Here is a 16369-nt window from a genome sequence, read left to right on the forward strand (position 1 = left end):
TGTCCGGCCCTTCCCCGTCGTCGCCCGGAGGGCGGGACGGCGGTGCGAGGTCGGCGGGAATCGCCGGACATGCCCCGGCCCCGGCGGTCGCGGCGGGTCCGGCCGGTCCTCCGGGGCGGCGGTGTGCGTTCGGGGTGCCGTCGTGCCGTCGTGCCGGCGGCGTTGCGTACCGGCTCGGCGGCGGGCCGCCGGGCCGGAGCGGTAGGGGGCACTCGGCCGGTTCGGGTGTGACGGGAGCGCTCCGGATTCCCGTTATCCTGGAGCGTCCCCGTCCGTCCGTCACCGTCTGGAGCCCGCGTGGTGCGTATCGACCTGCACACCCACTCCACCGCGTCCGACGGCACGGACACCCCCGCCGAGCTGGTGCGCAACGCCGCCGCGGCCGGGCTCGACGTCGTCGCGCTGACCGACCACGACACCACCCGCGGGCACGCCGAAGCCCTCTCCGCGCTGCCCGAGGGCCTCACCCTGGTCACCGGAGCCGAACTCTCCTGCCGAGTCGGCGGCGTCGGCATGCACCTGCTGGCCTACCTCTTCGATCCCGAGGAGCCCGCGCTGCTCGCCGAGCGCGAACTGGTCCGGGACGACCGGGTGCCGCGCGCCCAGGCGATGATCGCCAGGCTCCGGGAGATCGGGGTGCCGATCAGCTGGGAGCAGGTGGCCCGCATCGCCGGCGACGGCTCCGTCGGCCGCCCGCACATCGCCTCGGCGCTCGTCGAGCTGGGCGTCGTCGGCACGGTCTCCGACGCCTTCACCGAGGAGTGGCTCGCCGACGGCGGGCGCGCCTACGTCCCCAAGCACGAGACCGACCCCTTCGAGGCGATCCGGCTGGTCAAGGGGGCCGGCGGCGTCACCGTCTTCGCCCATCCCGCCGCCGCCAAGCGGGGCCGCACGGTGCCCGAGTCGGTGATCGCCGACCTCGCCGCGGCGGGCCTCGACGGCATCGAGGTCGACCACATGGACCACGAGCCCGCCACGCGGGCCCGGCTGCGGGGCCTGGCGGCCGAACTCGGGCTGCTCGCCACGGGCTCGTCCGACTACCACGGCAGCAGGAAGACCTGCGTGCTCGGCGAGTTCACCACCGACCCCGAGGTCTACGGAGAGATCACCCGCCGGTCCACCGGGGCGTTCCCGGTACCGGGCGCCGGCGGATCCTGACCTCTCGCCCCTGCCCCTCGGACGCCGCGCGCCGCCCCGGCCCGCACCGGCCGCGGGATCCGGTGGCCCGCTCCGGGGCCGACGCACCCCGTGCTCCGCGCACGGCGGCCGTCGGCCGGGAATCCGGGCCGCACGGATCCGCCCGGGGTACGGGTCCGCGCCGTACCGGCAGGACTCCGCGCCGGGACGGGTTCCGCGCCGGCGCGCTCACCGCCCGGCAGGGACTCCGTCCGTGCCGGCACCCTCCGCCCGCGAGCCCCCGCTCGCGCCCATCCGCCGGACGGAACCCCCGTCCGCCCCGCTCACCACGCGCAAGGCTCATCCTCACCATGTTCGACGTCGCCGTCTTCGGTTCCCTCTTCCTCACCCTCTTCGTGATCATGGATCCCCCCGGGATCACCCCGATCTTCCTCGCCCTCACCGCGGGACGCCCCGCCAAGGTGCAGCGGCGGATGGCCCTCCAGGCCGTCTGCGTCGCCGGCGGCGTCATCACGGTGTTCGGGCTCCTCGGCCACCAGATCCTGGACTACCTGCACGTCTCCGTGCCCGCCCTGATGATCGCCGGCGGGCTGCTGCTCCTGCTCATCGCGCTGGACCTGCTGACCGGCAAGACCGACGAGCCCCAGCAGACCAAGGACGTCAACGTCGCGCTCGTCCCCCTCGGCATGCCCCTGCTCGCCGGCCCCGGAGCGATCGTGTCGGTGATCCTCGCGGTCCAGAAGGCCGACAGCGTCGCCACCCAGGTGTCGGTGTGGAGTGCGATCCTCGCCATCCACGTCGTGCTGTGGATCGTCATGCGCTACTCGCTGCTGATCATCCGTGTGATCAAGGACGGCGGCGTGGTGCTCGTGACCCGGCTCGCGGGCATGATGCTCTCCGCGATCGCCGTGCAGCAGATCATCAACGGCGTCACCCAGGTGATCCAGGGGAGCTGAGCGCCCCCGTGCGCGGACGGCCCGCCGGTGCCGCCGCAAACGCGGAACCCCGCACGGCGTCGGTGCCGTGCGGGGTTCCGAAGTATCCGGAGCTCTCTGCGTCCGTGAACATCAGCGGTCCGCGATGCCGCGTGTCGGCGGGGTGCGGAGCGCGTCCTCGTGCGTACTGCGGGCGTATTACGAAGCGGTCGAATCGGCGGGGCGGATCCACAGGCGCTGTCCGATGGCGGCGGCCTGCTGAACGATCCTGTTGACGGAGGCGGCGTCCACGACGGTGCTGTCCACGGTGGTGCCGTCGACATCGTCGAGTCGCATGATTTCGAAGCGCAAGGGCTTCTCCCTTCGTCTGGTCATCCTCCTGAGGAGAACTACTTGTCGGCGGAAGCCGGGGCTTCCGTGTCCCGGCTTCCGTATGTATCCAACGGGATGCTTGTTACAAACATTCCCTACGCTAAGGAAAATTTTCGAGAACCTAAATACTGACCGGTAAGCGGAGTCGTTCGAGGACCGAGCGGGATCGGTTGTGCGCACAACGTGACCGCCTGGGGGGGGCATGGCACGGCCGACGGCTCCGGGCTGTGCGGATACGACGGTGTCCCGCGCCGTATCCCCCGGCGGAGCGCAGGCGCTCGCCGAACCGTCCGACGCCGGGGTGCGGTGGGACGACCTGAACGCCGTAACCGGCGGGAGAGGGCGGTGGCCGGCGCGCTCGGCCGCTCCGACCCCGAGCCCCCTGCGCGGGCGGGACGCCCGGCGTCCGGGCACTCGCGCCGCACCCGGGCCAGGACACCGCGAACGGGCCCTCCGCGCCCCGCGCGCCCGGTCCGCCGCTCGCGCTCCTCGGTCAGCCGGTGGCCGCGTCCCAGAAGGCGGCCAGGGCCCGTGCCGTCTCCCGGGGCCGATCCGTGTTGGGGGAGTGCTCGGCGCCGTCGACGACCGTGCGCCGGGCGTCCAGCCGCACGGCCATCTCGTCCAGCAGCGGCACCGGCCAGGTGTCGTCCCGCTCACCGGAGACGACGTGCTTGGGCAGCGGCAGCGCGGCCAGCTCGGCGACCCGGTCGGGCTCGGTGCAGAGCTGGCGCCCCGTCGCGACGAGCTGCGCCGGGCTGTTGGCGAGCCAGCGGCGGCGCAGGTCCGCCACGTCGTCGAGACCCGCGTCGAGGCCGCCGGTGTCGGTCTCCTCGGGAGCCTCCATCGTCCGGATGGCCTCCCACACCTCGTCCATGCCGAGCACCGCCAGCGCGTCGCGCAGCAGCTTCACCCGCTCCTGCTGCTGCGGGGAGATCTGCGCCGGACCGGACGCCATGAGGGTCAGCGACACGAACGGCGTTGCGTCGAGCAGGACCGCGGCGCGGGCGATGTGGCCGCCGAGCGAGTGGCCGAGCAGATGGACCGGACCCGCGAGCGCGGCGGCCTGAGCGAGCACGTCGAGTGCCAACTCGCCCTGTGCGTAGGGTGTTTCGTCGTCCGGGGGGCCGTCCGTCTCGTACTGGCCGCGCCCGTCCACGGCCACCGTCCGGTAGCCGGCCGCGGCCAGCGGCGCGTGCAGCGCGATGAAGTCCTCCTTGCTGCCGGTGAATCCGGGCAGCAGCAGGGCGGTCCCCTTGGGCGGCCCGTCCGGCACCGCGTCGAGGACGGCGAACTCGCCGCGCGCGGTCGGCAACCGGTACGCGCGGACACCTGCCGGCGGGACGAACGTGGGGGGCCTGCTCATGCACAGGAGGCTATCGGGCCCCGCCGCGGGCCGCTCGGGTGAGGTGCGGGCGCCGCCGGCCGCCCCGCACCGGGCGCCCGCCCCGCGGGCCCGGACGTGGCGTTCGCGGCCCGCGCCGAGTACCCGCCCCTCCGGGGGCACGGACGCGGCGTCCGCGGCCGGACACGCCGACGGCCCGGTCCCACCGGGAAGGGGGACCGGGCCGTCGGTGCGGGATCAGCTCTCCGCGGGCTCCGTGGCGACCGCCTTGCGGGTGCGGCGGCGGGTGGCCGGCCTGGCCTCGGCGTCGTCCGCGGTCTGGGCCGGGATGTCGGCTTCGGCGACGGCCTTGCGGGTGCGGCGTCGGACGGGCTTGGCCTCGGCCGCGTCGGCGGACTCGGCGGTGTCCGCGCCGGTGCTCGCGGCCTTGGCGCGGGTGCGCCGCGGCTTGGCCGGCGCCTGCGCGTCACCCTCCGCCGAGTCCACGACGGCCTCCGCGGTCTTGCGGGTGCGGCGGCGGGTGGCCGGCTTCGCTTCGGCGTCGTCCGCGGTCTGGGCCGGGATGTCGGCTTCGGCGACGGCCTTGCGGGTGCGGCGTCGGACGGGCTTGGCCTCGGCCGCGTCGGCGGTCTCGGCGGTGTCCGTGCCGGTGCTCGCGGCCTTGGCGCGGGTGCGCCGCGGCTTGGTCTCGGCGACGGCCTCGGCGACCTCGGTCGCGGCGGCCTCGACGGTGTCGACCGCGGCCTCCGCGGCCTTGCGGGTCCGGCGCCGCGCGGGCTTGGCCGGCGCCTCCTCGGCGGCCTCGGGGGCCGTCTCGGCGGCCGGCGCCGTCTCCGCGGTCTTGCGGGTGCGGCGGCGGGCCGGCTTGGCGGGCGCTTCGGCGACGGCCTCGGCGGCCACCGTCTCGACCACGGCCTCGGCCGCGGTCACCGCCGCCTCGGCGTTCTCGATCGCCTCGATGCTCTCGGCGGTCCTGCGGGTCCGACGCCGGCGCGTGCGGAGCGGCTCCTCGGCGACGGCCTCGGCCGCGGCGGGGGCGGCCACCGCCGTCTCGGTGACCTCGGCGGTCTGGACGGCGGCCACGGGCTCGGAGCCCGCCGCACCGCGCGTACGCCGGCGGCGGCGCGGCGTGCGAGGCTCGGTGGCCCCTTCCGCCGCGGGTGCCGGGGCGGTGCCCTCGGGGGCCGCGGACGGCGTCCCGGCCGGCTCCCCGCCGCGGGTGCGACGACGCCGGCGCGGGGTGCGCTCCGAACGGTCCCGCTCGCGCTCGGCGACCGCCGGCCCGGCCGAGCGGCCGCCGCGGCCCCGCGGACCGCCCCGGCCGCCGGTCTCGCCCAGGTCCTCGACCTCTTCGGCCGCGAGCCCGGCGCGGGTGCGCGCGGAACGCGGCAGGACACCCTTGGTGCCGGCCGGGATGTTCAGTTCCTCGAAGAAGTGCGGCGAGGTGGAGTAGGTCTCCGGCGGGTCCGGGAAACCGAGGTCCAGAGCCTTGTTGATGAGCTGCCAGCGCGGGATGTCGTCCCAGTCGACGAGGGTGATCGCGATGCCCTTGGCGCCCGCCCGGCCGGTGCGGCCGATGCGGTGCAGGTACGTCTTCTCGTCCTCGGGGGACTGGTAGTTGACGACGTGGGTCACGCCCTCGACGTCGATGCCGCGGGCGGCGACGTCGGTGCAGACCAGCACGTCGACCTTGCCGTTGCGGAAGGCGCGCAGCGCCTGCTCGCGGGCGCCCTGGCCGAGGTCGCCGTGGACCGCGCCGGACGCGAAACCGCGCTGCTGGAGCTGGTCGGCGAGGTCGGCCGCCGTGCGCTTGGTCCGGCAGAAGACCATCGCGAGTCCGCGGCCTTCGGCCTGCAGGATGCGCGCGACCATCTCCGGCTTGTCCATGTTGTGGGCGCGGTAGACGAACTGCTGGGTGTTCGCGACCGTCGCGCCCGAGTCGTCCGGCGCGGCGGCGCGGATGTGCGTGGGCTGCGACATGTAGCGGCGCGCCAGGCCGATGACCGCGCCCGGCATGGTCGCCGAGAACAGCATCGTCTGACGGCGGGCCGGCAGCATGTTCATGATCTTCTCGACGTCGGGCAGGAAGCCCAGGTCGAGCATCTCGTCGGCCTCGTCCAGGACCAGGGCCCTGATGTGGCCGAGGTCGAGCTTGCGCTGGCCGGCGAGGTCCAGCAGACGGCCCGGGGTGCCGACGATGACGTCGACGCCCTTCTTCAGGGCCTCCACCTGGGGCTCGTAGGCACGGCCGCCGTAGATCGCCAGGACCCGCACGTTGCGGACCTTGCCGGCGGTCAGCAGGTCGTTCGTCACCTGGGTGCACAGCTCGCGCGTCGGCACGACGACGAGGGCCTGCGGGGCGTCGGTGAGCTTGTCGGGCGTGGCCCGGCCCGCCTCGACGTCCGCGGGGACGGTGACGCGCTCCAGCAGGGGGAGGCCGAAGCCGAGCGTCTTGCCGGTGCCGGTCTTGGCCTGGCCGATGACGTCGGTGCCCGTCAGGGCGACGGGGAGCGTCAGCTCCTGGATGGGGAAGGGGTTGATGATGCCGACGGCCTCCAGGGCCTCGGCCGTCTCGGGAAGGATTCCGAGCTCTCGGAACGTCGTAGTCAGGGTGCTGCCTCTTCTGTGTACGCGGTGCGAGGCGAGCGCGGGGGTCGTGTCGGGACCGTGCCGGGGACGTCGGCCGCTCCGTGATGGGCGGGCCGAGTGGCATGGGACCACTGCCGACGCTCGAGCTCTCGTGCCGCTGAGGGCCCCTCCGGATGTCGTACGCACTGTGCCGTACCGACGAGGAGGGCTGTCGGGTCGGAGCCGATCGGGCCACCGACCGGGCATCCTCATTCGTGCGGCCCGACACGTACTCGCCGGGCGCATTACCACCATACCCCGGAATCGCGCACATGCGATGGCCGGTTCGGTCACGTCGTCGTCGTCACACTGGTTGACCAGGGACTTCCCCCGTGCGGCGAGAGGGCTATTGTGCGCTTCATGACGACGCCTGACAACGCCGCTGAGAAGCCCGCCGAGGCCCCCGCCGACACCGCTCCCCAGGCCACCGGGGTCGCCGCGCAGAACTGGGACACGGCCTCCGCCGACCCGCAGTACCGTGCCGCGGTCGTGGACCTGCTCGGAGCGCTGGCGTACGGCGAGCTGGCGGCGTTCGAGCGGCTCGCCGAGGACGCCAAACTGGCGCCCACGCTCAGCGACAAGGCCGAGCTGGCGAAGATGGCGTCCGCCGAGTTCCACCACTTCGAGCAGCTGAGCAACCGGCTCTCCGCCATCGGCGCGGACCCGGGGCAGGCCATGGACCCCTTCGTCGCCGCCCTGGACGGCTTCCACCGGCAGACGGCGCCGTCGGACTGGCTGGAGGGCCTCGTCAAGGCGTACGTCGGCGACTCGATCGCCAGCGACTTCTACCGCGAGGTCGCCGCCCGCCTCGACTCCGACACCCGCGGACTGGTCCTCGGCGTGCTCGACGACACCGGCCACGCGAGCTTCGCCGTCGAGAAGGTGCGGGCCGCGATCGACGCGGACCCCCGGGTGGGGGGCCGGCTCGCGCTGTGGGCGCGGCGCCTCATGGGCGAGGCCCTGTCCCAGTCGCAGCGGGTGGTCGCCGACCGCGACGCCCTGTCGACGATGCTGGTCGGCGGGGTCGCGGACGGGTTCGACCTGGCGGAGGTCGGCCGGATGTTCTCCCGGATCACCGAGGCGCACACCAAGCGGATGGCGGCGCTGGGGCTGGCCGCCTGAGCGATCCCGGCGGGCCGGACCGGTCCCGGCCCGGCCCCGGGGGCCCCGGGGAGGCGCCGGGCGGTGCCGTGATGTCGAGGTGCGGTGCCCGGCCGCCTGCCCGCCGCCGCTCAGCGGTCGCCGGGACCGGGCGGCCGGCGATCCGGCGCACGGCCGGCCCGGCGGCGCGGGAGGAACCCGCCGATCCGGCTCGGCGGGCTACGCCGTCGCCGAGCGGCGGCGGCGAAAACGCTCCTCCGGCCGGAGCAGCAGCGACAGCAGCGCCGCGGAGACCGCGACCGCTCCGACCATGATGGCCAGGAAGTGGCCCGAGCCGAGCGCCGTGTGGGCCAGGAACGCGCCGAACAGACCGCCCGCGACCCCCGTCGACAGGACGAGGCTGCGCGTCGGCAGACGGTGGGGCAGGCGGTACGCGGCCGCCCACGCCAAGGCCAGACCCAGCAGCGCGGAGCCGAGCGCTTCCAAGAACATGATGGGGTGTCCCTCCCTCACGGCCGGTGCAAATCGGTCGTAGCCGGTCCTACCCCCGGCGTGCGGAACGCAACCCTCCCCCCGGCCCGGACCGTGCGCCGTTTGAGGCGCGGCCCGCGCCGGGCGGGACGCACGCGAGGGGCCCGGCGGACGAATGCCGCCGGACCCCTCCGCTCACTCCGTGCCGCTCTGCGGGCCTCTACAGAGCGCTGAATCCGACCTTGCGCTGCGTGGGCTCACCGAGCTCCACGTAGGCCAGGCGGTCGGCCGGAACCAGGACCTTGCGGCCGTGGTCGTCCACGAGGCTGAGCAGCTGCGACTTGCCGGCCAGCGCCTCCGACACCGCGCGCTCGACCTCTTCCGGGGTCTGACCGCTCTCCAGAACGATCTCGCGGGGCGCGTGCTGCACGCCGATCTTGACCTCCACGGCTTTGTCCCTCCGACGGTCAGTCATGTGCGCGTCCGTACGCGCCGTACGCAGCACACATTAGCCCGGTGAGGGGAGTGGCGACCGCCGCCCGGGAACGCCAGGAGCGAACAGAGGACGGGAACAAAGAAGCGGCCGGGGGGAGTGCCCCCGGCCGCCGCCGTCCCCGGCGCGGCCGCGGGTGCCCTGCCGCACGCGGCGCCTCGGGGCACCGGCGGGCGGCCCGGGGCGCCGGACCCGTGCGGTCCGGTCCGGGACACCGCCCCGGGAGGTGTCAGTGGTGGTCGGTGCCGTGCAGCGGGAAGCCGGCGATGCCGCGCCAGGCGAGCGAGGTCAGCAGCTGCACCGCCTGGTCGCGGGGGACGCTGCGGTCGCTGTGCAGCCACGAACGGGCCACGACCTGCGCGAGGCCGCCGAGCCCCGAGGCGAGGAGCATCGACTCCGCCCGGGACAGGCCGGTGTCCTCCGCGATGACGTCGCAGATCGCCTCGGCGCACTCGTGCGTCACCTTGTCGACGCGCTCGCGGACCGCCGGCTCGTTGGTCAGGTCCGACTCGAAGACCAGCCGGAAGGCGCCGCCGTCGTCCTCGACGTACGCGAAGTAGGCGTCCATCGTGGCGCGCACGCGCAGCTTGTTGTCGGAGGTCGACGCCAGTGCCGCCCGCACCGCCTGGAGCAGCGACTCGCAGTGCTGGTCGAGCAGCGCGAGGTACAGATCGAGCTTGCCCGGGAAGTGCTGGTAGAGGACCGGCTTGCTGACGCCCGCGCGCTCGGCGATGTCGTCCATGGCGGCCGAGTGGTAACCCTGGGCGACGAACACTTCCTGGGCGGCGCCGAGGAGCTGGTTGCGTCGTGCACGGCGCGGCAGGCGAGTGCCCCGCGGGCGTGCCGCCTCTGTCTGCTCGATGGCTGTCACGCCGCCTCCCAAAATCGTCCACTGCGGTGTGCGCCGCGCCGCCATCGTACTTTTCGGTAACCGTGCTGTGTGCGGTGCGAGCGCAGAATTTCACGGACCGGACGCCGACGGCGACGGCGCACACGGGGTCGAACGGGACGAGCCGGACGCCCGCCCGCCCCCTTCCGCCGGGCCGGACGGTGTCGCGTCAGCGGTAGTCGTCGTCGTTGCCCCGGACGGCCCTGGCCTGCTCCGCGCGATCCCCCTCGTCGGCGTTCAGGGGGTCGCCCGGGGGCTCCGGGTCGTCCTCGGCCGGGGGATCCAGCTCGCTGGCCTGCTCGGCGGCGTCCGCCTCCGGGGCCTCCGCGCCGAGGACGTTCCGGAACTGGTCGTCGAACGTTCCGGGGTCTGTCGGGTCGACTGTCATGGTTCCTCTTCCCGAACGGTACGAGTGCGCTCCTGACGAACGGACGAGTGCCCTCGATGGAAGCCTAGGAGACACAGGATCGGGGCGCTATGCGATCCGCCCGCCGTCTGTGACGGCGAACACAGAGGCCCGGACGTGATCGTCTCGTAACATTGCGGCATGTCTTCGACCGAACTCCCGTCCGCGTTGGCCACCACCGTCACGCCCAGAGTCGGTGCCGTCAGAGTCGCGGAGGGCGAGCGGCTGCGGTCGGTCGGGCTTCCCGGGATCTCGCTGACGATCCGGTCGAGACCGCCGGCGCGCGAGGGCCTGCCGCCCGCGCTGTACGTGCACGGCCTGGGCGGTTCCTCGCAGAACTGGTCGGCGCTCATGCCGCTGTTCGACGGGCTCGTGGACAGCGAGGCCCTGGACCTTCCGGGCTTCGGCGACTCGCCGCCGCCGGACGACGGCGACTACTCGGTCACCGGACACGCCCGCGCGGTCATCCGCTACCTCGACGCGTCCGGACGCGGCCCCGTCCACCTCTTCGGCAACTCGCTCGGCGGCGCCGTCTCGACCCGGGTGGCCGCCGTCCGGCCCGATCTCGTCCGCACGCTGACCCTCGTCTCGCCCGCCCTGCCCGAGATCCGCGCCCAGCGCAGCGCGTGGCCCACCGCGCTGCTCGCCCTGCCCGGTGTGGCCGGCCTGTTCACCCGGCTGACCAGGGACTGGAGTGCGGAGAGGCGCGTGCGCGGGGTGACGGCCCTGTGCTACGGCGACCCGGGCATCGTCACGCCCGAGGGCTTCCGCCACGCGGTGGAGGAGATGGAGCGCCGGCTCGCCCTCCCCTATTTCTGGGACGCCATGGCGCGTTCGTCGCGCGGGATCGTCAACGCCTACACGCTGGGCGGCCAGCACGGGCTGTGGCGGCAGGCCGAGCGCGTGCTCGCGCCGACGCTGCTGGTGTACGGCGGACGCGACCAACTCGTGGGCTACCGTATGGCGCAGCGCGCGGCCCGTGCCTTCCGTGACTCCCGGCTGCTCACCCTGCCGGACGCGGGGCACGTCGCCATGATGGAGTATCCACAGGCAGTGGCCACGGCGTTCCGCGAACTCCTCGCGGACCAGGGCAAGTCGACCTCCGAGGCGGCAACCGGCGCGGAGAGCTGAGGCGGGAAGTGGGACGACACAGTCGTCGGGGGCGGGCCGACAAGACGGAGACCCCGCAGACGCGGGCGGTTCCCGACGAGGAGCGGTCGCCGGGGCGGGACCCGGAGCCCGCCCGCCGCGCCCCGGCGCCGCGCGGCGCTCTCGGCCCCCGCCCGCCCGGCGACCGCCTCCCGCGCGGCACGGCCCCGCGCGCCGACGCGACTCCCTCCCACGGCTTCCCGCGGCTCGCGGACGGCACCCCCGCCCGGGGGACGCCGCGCTTCGACGACGGCACGCCGGCGCACGGCTTCCCGAGCCCCTTCGACGGCACCCCCGCCCACGGCACGCCCCGCGTACGCGGCGGGCACCCCGAGCAGCGTGAACCGGGGGGCGGCTGGGGGGAGTCCGGCGACGGCCCGGCCCGGCACGAGGCGCTCTCCGGTCCGCTGCTCCCGCGCCAGCGTCGCGAGCCGTCGGCCACCCCGCGCCAGGCGTACGTCGACGCGTTCGACGCCGGCGGGGACGAGGACGGCGACCTCTTCACCCCTCGTACGGGGGTTCCCGGGCGCGCCCGGAACGACCTGTCCGACGGCCCCCGCGCTGCCGGCACGGCGTGGGACGCCGAGGACGACCGCACCCGCGGCTCCGGCGAGCCGCCGCGGACCGCGGACCAGGAGAAGGCCCAGGGGCAGGGCGGCAAGGGGCGGGCGTTCACCGGGATCGCGGCGGCGGCGGTCACCACCGTGCTGGCCGTCGTGGTCGCCGGACAGGTCGCCACCGGAGAGCACGGCGACGGCGCCCGGGCCCAGTCCGCCGCGGGCGGCGGCCGGGTGGCCGAGGACCCCGCCTCGCGCGGCGACGGCAGACCCACCCAGGCGGGACGCCCGGGCACGGCCGAGGTGGCGCTGACCTACGACGAGAAGATGGCCAAGACGTACGCGCTCGGCCCGAAGCTCAAGGGGCCGGGGAAGTTCGACGCCGTGCCCGGTTCCGCCAAGGCGCCCGGCAAGGGGCGCACGTACACCTACCGTGTCGACGTGGAGCAGGGGCTCGGCCTCGACAGCGCGCTCTTCGCCGAAGCGGTCCACAAGACGCTCAACGACCCGCGGAGCTGGGCCCACGACGGAGCCCGCGCCTTCGAACGGATCAGCTCGGGCAAACCTGACTTCGTCATCACGCTGGCGAGCCCCGGAACGACGGCGCAGTGGTGCGCCAAGTCGGGCCTCGACACCACGGAGGACAACGTCTCCTGCGACTCGGCCGCCACCGAGCGCATCATGATCAACGCCTACCGCTGGGCCCAGGGGGCGAAGACGTACGGCGACAAGATCTACGCCTACCGGCAGATGCTGATCAACCACGAGGTCGGGCACCGGCTCGGATACGGCCACGTCAACTGCGACAAGGACGGCGAACTCGCTCCCGTCATGCAGCAGCAGACCAAGTTCCTCGACCACGACGGCATCCACTGCCTGGCCAACCCCTGGGTCTACCCGAAGAGTTGACGACGCGTCACCGCATCGCCAGGGCGCGGGGCCCGGTCGGTCCCGGGCGGGCCGCGGGTGAACGGCGTGCGGCGCACGGCCGCTCACGGTCCGCGAGTGCGTCCTCCGCGCACCGCGCCACGGCCGGGGCGACGCGCGGGGAGTCGGCGGCCCCGTGCCCCGCGGCCGGTCCGGGGTGTGGGTCGCGTCCCGCGTGACGCCAACCTCCGGGCCCGGGGCGGCGTCCGCTCCGGCCTCCCGTTCAGCGGATCGTGACGGATTGATCCCCTAGCGCGACGAAACGCGTCCCGCGCGGGAAAGTTACGACCGTTCACCCCTTTTGGTGGTGCGACGGACAACCGTCCGTCGCGCCACCGCCTTGTCCGCATACGTTCGTCCCGCTGCGAGCCGCCGAGTCAACGGCGGCTCCCCATACGGGAGATCGGGGGTGGGCTGGTGCGCATCGGACTGCTGACGGAGGGTGGCTATCCGTATGTGAGCGGTGACGCCAGACTCTGGTGCGACCGGCTCGTACGCGGGCTCGGGCAGCACGAGTTCGACATCTACGCGCTCAGCCGCACCGAACGCCAGGAGGACGAGGGCTGGATCCAACTGCCCTCCCAGGTCAGCCGGGTCCGCACCGCGCCGCTGTGGACGGCGCAGGACGACGGCGTGGTGCACGGCCGCCGGGCCAGGCGCCGCTTCGCCGAGGCGTACGGAGAACTCGCCGCGGCCGTCTGCGCCGGACCGGAGACGCCGGGTGCCGTGGAGTCCTCCGGCGGTGCGGCGGATCTTCCCGCCCTTCAGGCGGACCGTTTCGCCAGCGCGCTGTACGGCCTGGCCGACCTCGCCCGCGACGAGGGCGGTCTGGTCGGCGCCCTGCGCTCGGAGGGCGCGGTCCGTGCCCTGGAGCGCGCCTGTCGCGCGCCCGGAGCCCTGCGCACGGCCCGCGCGGCCCGCGTGCCCGATCTGCTCGCCGTCGCCGGCCACATCGAACGCGCCCTGCGCCCCCTCTCGCTGGACTGGTACGAGGAGGACGGGCTCGGCGCGGTGGACCTGTGCCACGCCGCCGCCGGCGGGGCCGCCGCCCTGCCCGGCCTCCTCGCCCGGCACTTCGTCGGGGTGCCGCTGCTCGTCACCGAGTACGGCGTGCCGCTGCGGGCGCACTACCTCGCGCCGGCGACCGCCGGCGAGGCCCCCGCCGTACGCGCCCTGCTCGCCGCCTTCCACGGCGCGCTCGCCGCCGAGGTGTACGGCGCGGCCACGGTCATCACGCCCGGCAACGCCCATGCCCGCCGCTGGCAGGAGCGCTGCGGCGCCGACCGCGCGAAGGTGCGCACCGTCTACCCGGGCATGGAGTCCGAGCGCTTCGCCGAGGTCGGAGAGGGAGCCGAGGGCAGCCTCCGCGCCGACCCGGACACCCTGGTGTGGGTCGGCCGCATCGAGCCCGCCAAGGACCTCGTCTCGCTGCTGCACTCCTTCGCGGAGATCCGCAAGGAGGAGCCGAAGACCCGGCTGCGGATCGTCGGCGCCCCCGCCGACGGCCCCGACGGTGCGACCTACCTCGCGCACTGCAAGGCGCTCGCGGCGCAGCTCTTCCCCGACGAGGCCGAGGGCGTGCACGCGGTCGGCGACAACCCGGTCTCCTTCGAGGAGATCGGCGCACCGGAGGTACCGAGCCTCGCCGAGGCCTACGCCTCCGGAGCCCTGGTGGTGCTCTCCAGCGTCGTCGAGGGCTTCCCGATCAGCCTCGTCGAGGCGATGTTCTGCGGCCGGGCGACGGTCTCGACCGACGTCGGGGCGGTCGTCGAGGTCATCGGCGGTACGGGATTGGTGGTCCCGCCGCGCAACCCGCGGGCGCTCGCCGAGGCCTGCGTGGCGCTGCTGCGCGACGGCGAGCGCCGTGCCCGCCTCGGCGCGGCCGCCCGGGCCCGCGCCCTCGAACTCTTCACCGTCGAGCAGAACATCACGGCATTTCACGGCATTTACCTGGAGATCGTCTCGCACTCCCCGGTCCGCCGCGCGGTCGTGGACCGGACGGGAGGGCCGCTGCCGTTCGGCATGCCCGCCGAGGCCCGTCTGGCGGGGCGCTGGACCGAGTCCCGCCCGGCGGCCGCGCACCGGCCCCGCCGGGCAGAGGAGGCACCGGTGCGCGCCACGGCGTCCGCGACCGCGGGGGAGGGCGCATGAGCGGCGAGCACGGCGTCACGCACGTCCGCGCCGACGAGGCCGCCGCCGGCGCGGCCCCGACCGAACCGATCCCCGCGCCGGCGCGGCCCGGCGCACGGGACGAGCGGCCCGCCGCGCGGCGGACCGCGGAGGCCGACGGGGCCACCCCGCGCGGCGGCGCCGCCGAACGTCCCGCGACGGCCGCCGGGATGACCGCGGACAGGAGCCTGCCGGACGGCGACCGACCGGGCGGTGACCGGCCGGACGGGGCAGGACCGGACGACAGCAGACCTGGTGACGGTCGGCCGGGTGGGGGCCGGCCGGACGCGAGCCGGTCTCCCGGGAACAGGTCCCCGGCCGGAGGCACCGGACCGGCGAACAGTTTTACCAAGGCTCCGGACGCCGAGCATGACGGCCACTCCACCGTGGACGCCGAGCACGACGGCCACTCCACCCAGGACGGCGGGACCGGCAGCCACGCCGGCACCGGCAGCCACACCGGCACCGGCAACGAAAGCGCCGACGGTGTCCGCAGGGTCGTCGGACGCCGCGGGGCCGTGGACCCGGTGAAGACCTTGATGCACCGCCATCGCGACCTCTGCGAACGGGCCGTCGACCCGCTGGAGATCGCCGCCGGCCTGGAGGCCCACGGCGTCACCGACCGCACCGCCGCCCGTTTCCGGCACCGAGACGTGTTCTCGCTCGCCGAGGAGATGTACGCGCGCGTGCCGCGGGACGCGGAGGCCGCGACCCCGGACGCGCGGCCGTCGGCGACCGTCGGCGCCCTCGGCTCGTGGGCGGTCCTCGCGCTGGTGCCGGGTGCGCTCGGCGCCGCCGTCGTCACCGGGCTGCGGCTCACCGAGGGGCAGCCGCGTCTCGCCGTCGCCGCGACCGGTGCCCTCGCCCTCGCCCTCGGGCTTCGGCCGGCCCTCCGCCGCGGTCCGCTGAGCAGCGGCCACGGCACGACGGGCGGCGCCCTCGCATGGACGGGCTGGCTCGTCGCCTACACCCTGCTCGGCGACGGTCTGCTGCGGGCCGCCCTCGGCGACGGCCCGGACGGGAACCGGCCCCTGGCCACCGCACCCTTCCTCGCCCTCACGCTGTCCTGCGCCCCCGCGGCGTGGTGCGCCCACCTGTTCGTCGGCCGGGCCCGCCGGCGGCTGGCCACGAGCCGTGGGCTGGAGGAGTTCGCCGCCTCCGTGCGTCCGCTCCTCCTCGGGGCCGTCGGCCTGTTCGGCTGCGCCCTGCTCGGGCTGCTCGCCCTGTGCGGTGCGATCCTCGGCGAACCTCCCGGCTACGCCGGTGCCTGCGCCCTCGGCGTCCTGCTCCTGCTCGCCCGGCTGCTGACGGCGCGCGGATCCGGGCACGTCGCGGCGCTGGTGCTGGCCGGTGCGGGCACGGCCGAGGCGGCGGCGCTGACGACGGCGATCGCCGCCCGGCTGCCCGGCTGCGCGTTCCTGGCCACCCCGGTCGACTCCCTCGTCGGCGCCTGGGGTGCGGGAGCCGTACCCGCCCTCGCGTGCGGTGCGGGCGCCGCCGTCCTGCTCCTCCACGCCACCCGCGCCCTGACCCGGGCCTCCGCCCACGCCCCGACCGGCGAGGCGCCGTGAAGCGACGCCGCCGCCGTGCCGACGCACCGGGCGCCCGGACCCCCGCCGTCCCGTGCGGCCCGTCCGGTCCCCGACCGCGCACCCCGGCACCCTCCCCTCTCCGGACCCCGGGGGCCCTCCCCGGGACAGCCGGACCACGTTCTCCCGCGGGGCCGACACCGCGGGCCCTCACCCACGGCACCACCTCGAAGGAGACAGCCAGATGATCACCTCCCGAACCGG

General features: G+C 75.1%; 14 protein-coding genes. 7 read left to right on the plus strand and 7 right to left on the minus strand.

The genetic code is table 11. The features are described from left to right. Positions 1-300: 300 nt before the first annotated feature. Both ACGFS9_RS28455 and ACGFS9_RS28460 read left to right on the plus strand, forming a co-directional pair. Positions 301-1158 carry a PHP domain-containing protein gene (locus ACGFS9_RS28455; protein WP_393257127.1) on the plus strand — a complete coding sequence of 286 codons (858 nt, stop codon included), beginning with the start codon at positions 301-303 and terminating at the stop codon, positions 1156-1158. A gap of 329 nt (positions 1159-1487) precedes the next feature. Next, entirely contained in the window at positions 1488-2093 is a 606-nt protein-coding gene (locus tag ACGFS9_RS28460; RefSeq protein ID WP_393257084.1) for a MarC family protein, read from the plus strand. Positions 2094-2270: 177 nt separating this feature from the next. Here the strand turns inward: ACGFS9_RS28460 and ACGFS9_RS28465 are convergent, their stop codons facing one another. The 3 genes from ACGFS9_RS28465 to ACGFS9_RS28475 all read right to left on the minus strand — a co-directional run bounded on the left by ACGFS9_RS28465 (position 2271) and on the right by ACGFS9_RS28475 (position 6507). Next, positions 2271-2423: a hypothetical protein gene (locus ACGFS9_RS28465; RefSeq protein WP_393257085.1), complete on the minus strand. Its 153-nt coding sequence runs from the start codon at positions 2421-2423 to the stop codon at positions 2271-2273. A gap of 514 nt (positions 2424-2937) precedes the next feature. Then, on the minus strand, positions 2938-3807 hold the full coding sequence (locus tag ACGFS9_RS28470) for an alpha/beta fold hydrolase (protein WP_393257086.1): 870 nt from the start codon (positions 3805-3807) through the stop codon (positions 2938-2940). Positions 3808-4023: 216 nt separating this feature from the next. Beyond that, positions 4024-6507 (minus strand): DEAD/DEAH box helicase, encoded by a 2484-nt coding sequence (locus ACGFS9_RS28475; RefSeq protein WP_393257087.1) that lies wholly within the window; start codon positions 6505-6507, stop codon positions 4024-4026. 267 nt (positions 6508-6774) lie between these two features. Between ACGFS9_RS28475 and ACGFS9_RS28480 the strand changes: the two genes are divergently transcribed. Then, complete coding sequence (locus ACGFS9_RS28480) at positions 6775-7536, plus strand: ferritin-like fold-containing protein (protein ID WP_393257088.1); 762 nt, start codon at positions 6775-6777, stop codon at positions 7534-7536. Between the two features lie 198 nt (positions 7537-7734). Here the strand turns inward: ACGFS9_RS28480 and ACGFS9_RS28485 are convergent, their stop codons facing one another. The 4 genes from ACGFS9_RS28485 to ACGFS9_RS28500 all read right to left on the minus strand — a co-directional run bounded on the left by ACGFS9_RS28485 (position 7735) and on the right by ACGFS9_RS28500 (position 9756). Continuing rightward, positions 7735-8007 carry a hypothetical protein gene (locus ACGFS9_RS28485; protein WP_393257089.1) on the minus strand — a complete coding sequence of 91 codons (273 nt, stop codon included), beginning with the start codon at positions 8005-8007 and terminating at the stop codon, positions 7735-7737. Between the two features lie 199 nt (positions 8008-8206). Next, on the minus strand, positions 8207-8434 hold the full coding sequence (locus tag ACGFS9_RS28490) for a DUF3107 domain-containing protein (RefSeq protein ID WP_028801993.1): 228 nt from the start codon (positions 8432-8434) through the stop codon (positions 8207-8209). A 274-nt stretch (positions 8435-8708) separates the two neighbouring features. Continuing rightward, the gene (locus ACGFS9_RS28495; RefSeq protein WP_366696622.1) at positions 8709-9350 is read right to left on the minus strand and encodes a TetR/AcrR family transcriptional regulator; all 642 of its coding nucleotides are present in this window, start codon (positions 9348-9350) and stop codon (positions 8709-8711) included. Positions 9351-9537: 187 nt separating this feature from the next. Next, positions 9538-9756 (minus strand): hypothetical protein, encoded by a 219-nt coding sequence (locus ACGFS9_RS28500; RefSeq protein WP_393257090.1) that lies wholly within the window; start codon positions 9754-9756, stop codon positions 9538-9540. 159 nt (positions 9757-9915) lie between these two features. Here ACGFS9_RS28500 and ACGFS9_RS28505 point away from each other — a divergent pair, with 159 nt between their 5' ends. The 4 genes from ACGFS9_RS28505 to ACGFS9_RS28520 all read left to right on the plus strand — a co-directional run bounded on the left by ACGFS9_RS28505 (position 9916) and on the right by ACGFS9_RS28520 (position 16147). Next, positions 9916-10905, plus strand: a complete 990-nt coding sequence (locus ACGFS9_RS28505) for an alpha/beta fold hydrolase (protein WP_393257091.1) — start codon at positions 9916-9918, stop codon at positions 10903-10905. Between the two features lie 8 nt (positions 10906-10913). Next, the gene (locus ACGFS9_RS28510; RefSeq protein WP_393257092.1) at positions 10914-12389 is read left to right on the plus strand and encodes a DUF3152 domain-containing protein; all 1476 of its coding nucleotides are present in this window, start codon (positions 10914-10916) and stop codon (positions 12387-12389) included. Between the two features lie 435 nt (positions 12390-12824). Continuing rightward, the gene (locus ACGFS9_RS28515) at positions 12825-14558 is read left to right on the plus strand and encodes a DUF3492 domain-containing protein (protein ID WP_393257093.1); all 1734 of its coding nucleotides are present in this window, start codon (positions 12825-12827) and stop codon (positions 14556-14558) included. Beyond that, positions 14555-16147, plus strand: a complete 1593-nt coding sequence (locus ACGFS9_RS28520; protein WP_393257094.1) for a hypothetical protein — start codon at positions 14555-14557, stop codon at positions 16145-16147. Before ACGFS9_RS28515 ends, ACGFS9_RS28520 begins: the two co-directional genes overlap by 4 nt. The last annotated feature ends 222 nt before the right edge of the window (positions 16148-16369 follow it).

The sequence above is a fragment of the Streptomyces sp. NPDC048566 genome (genome assembly GCF_043199735.1).
In the GTDB taxonomy this organism is placed as follows: Bacteria; Actinomycetota; Actinomycetes; order Streptomycetales; family Streptomycetaceae; genus Streptomyces.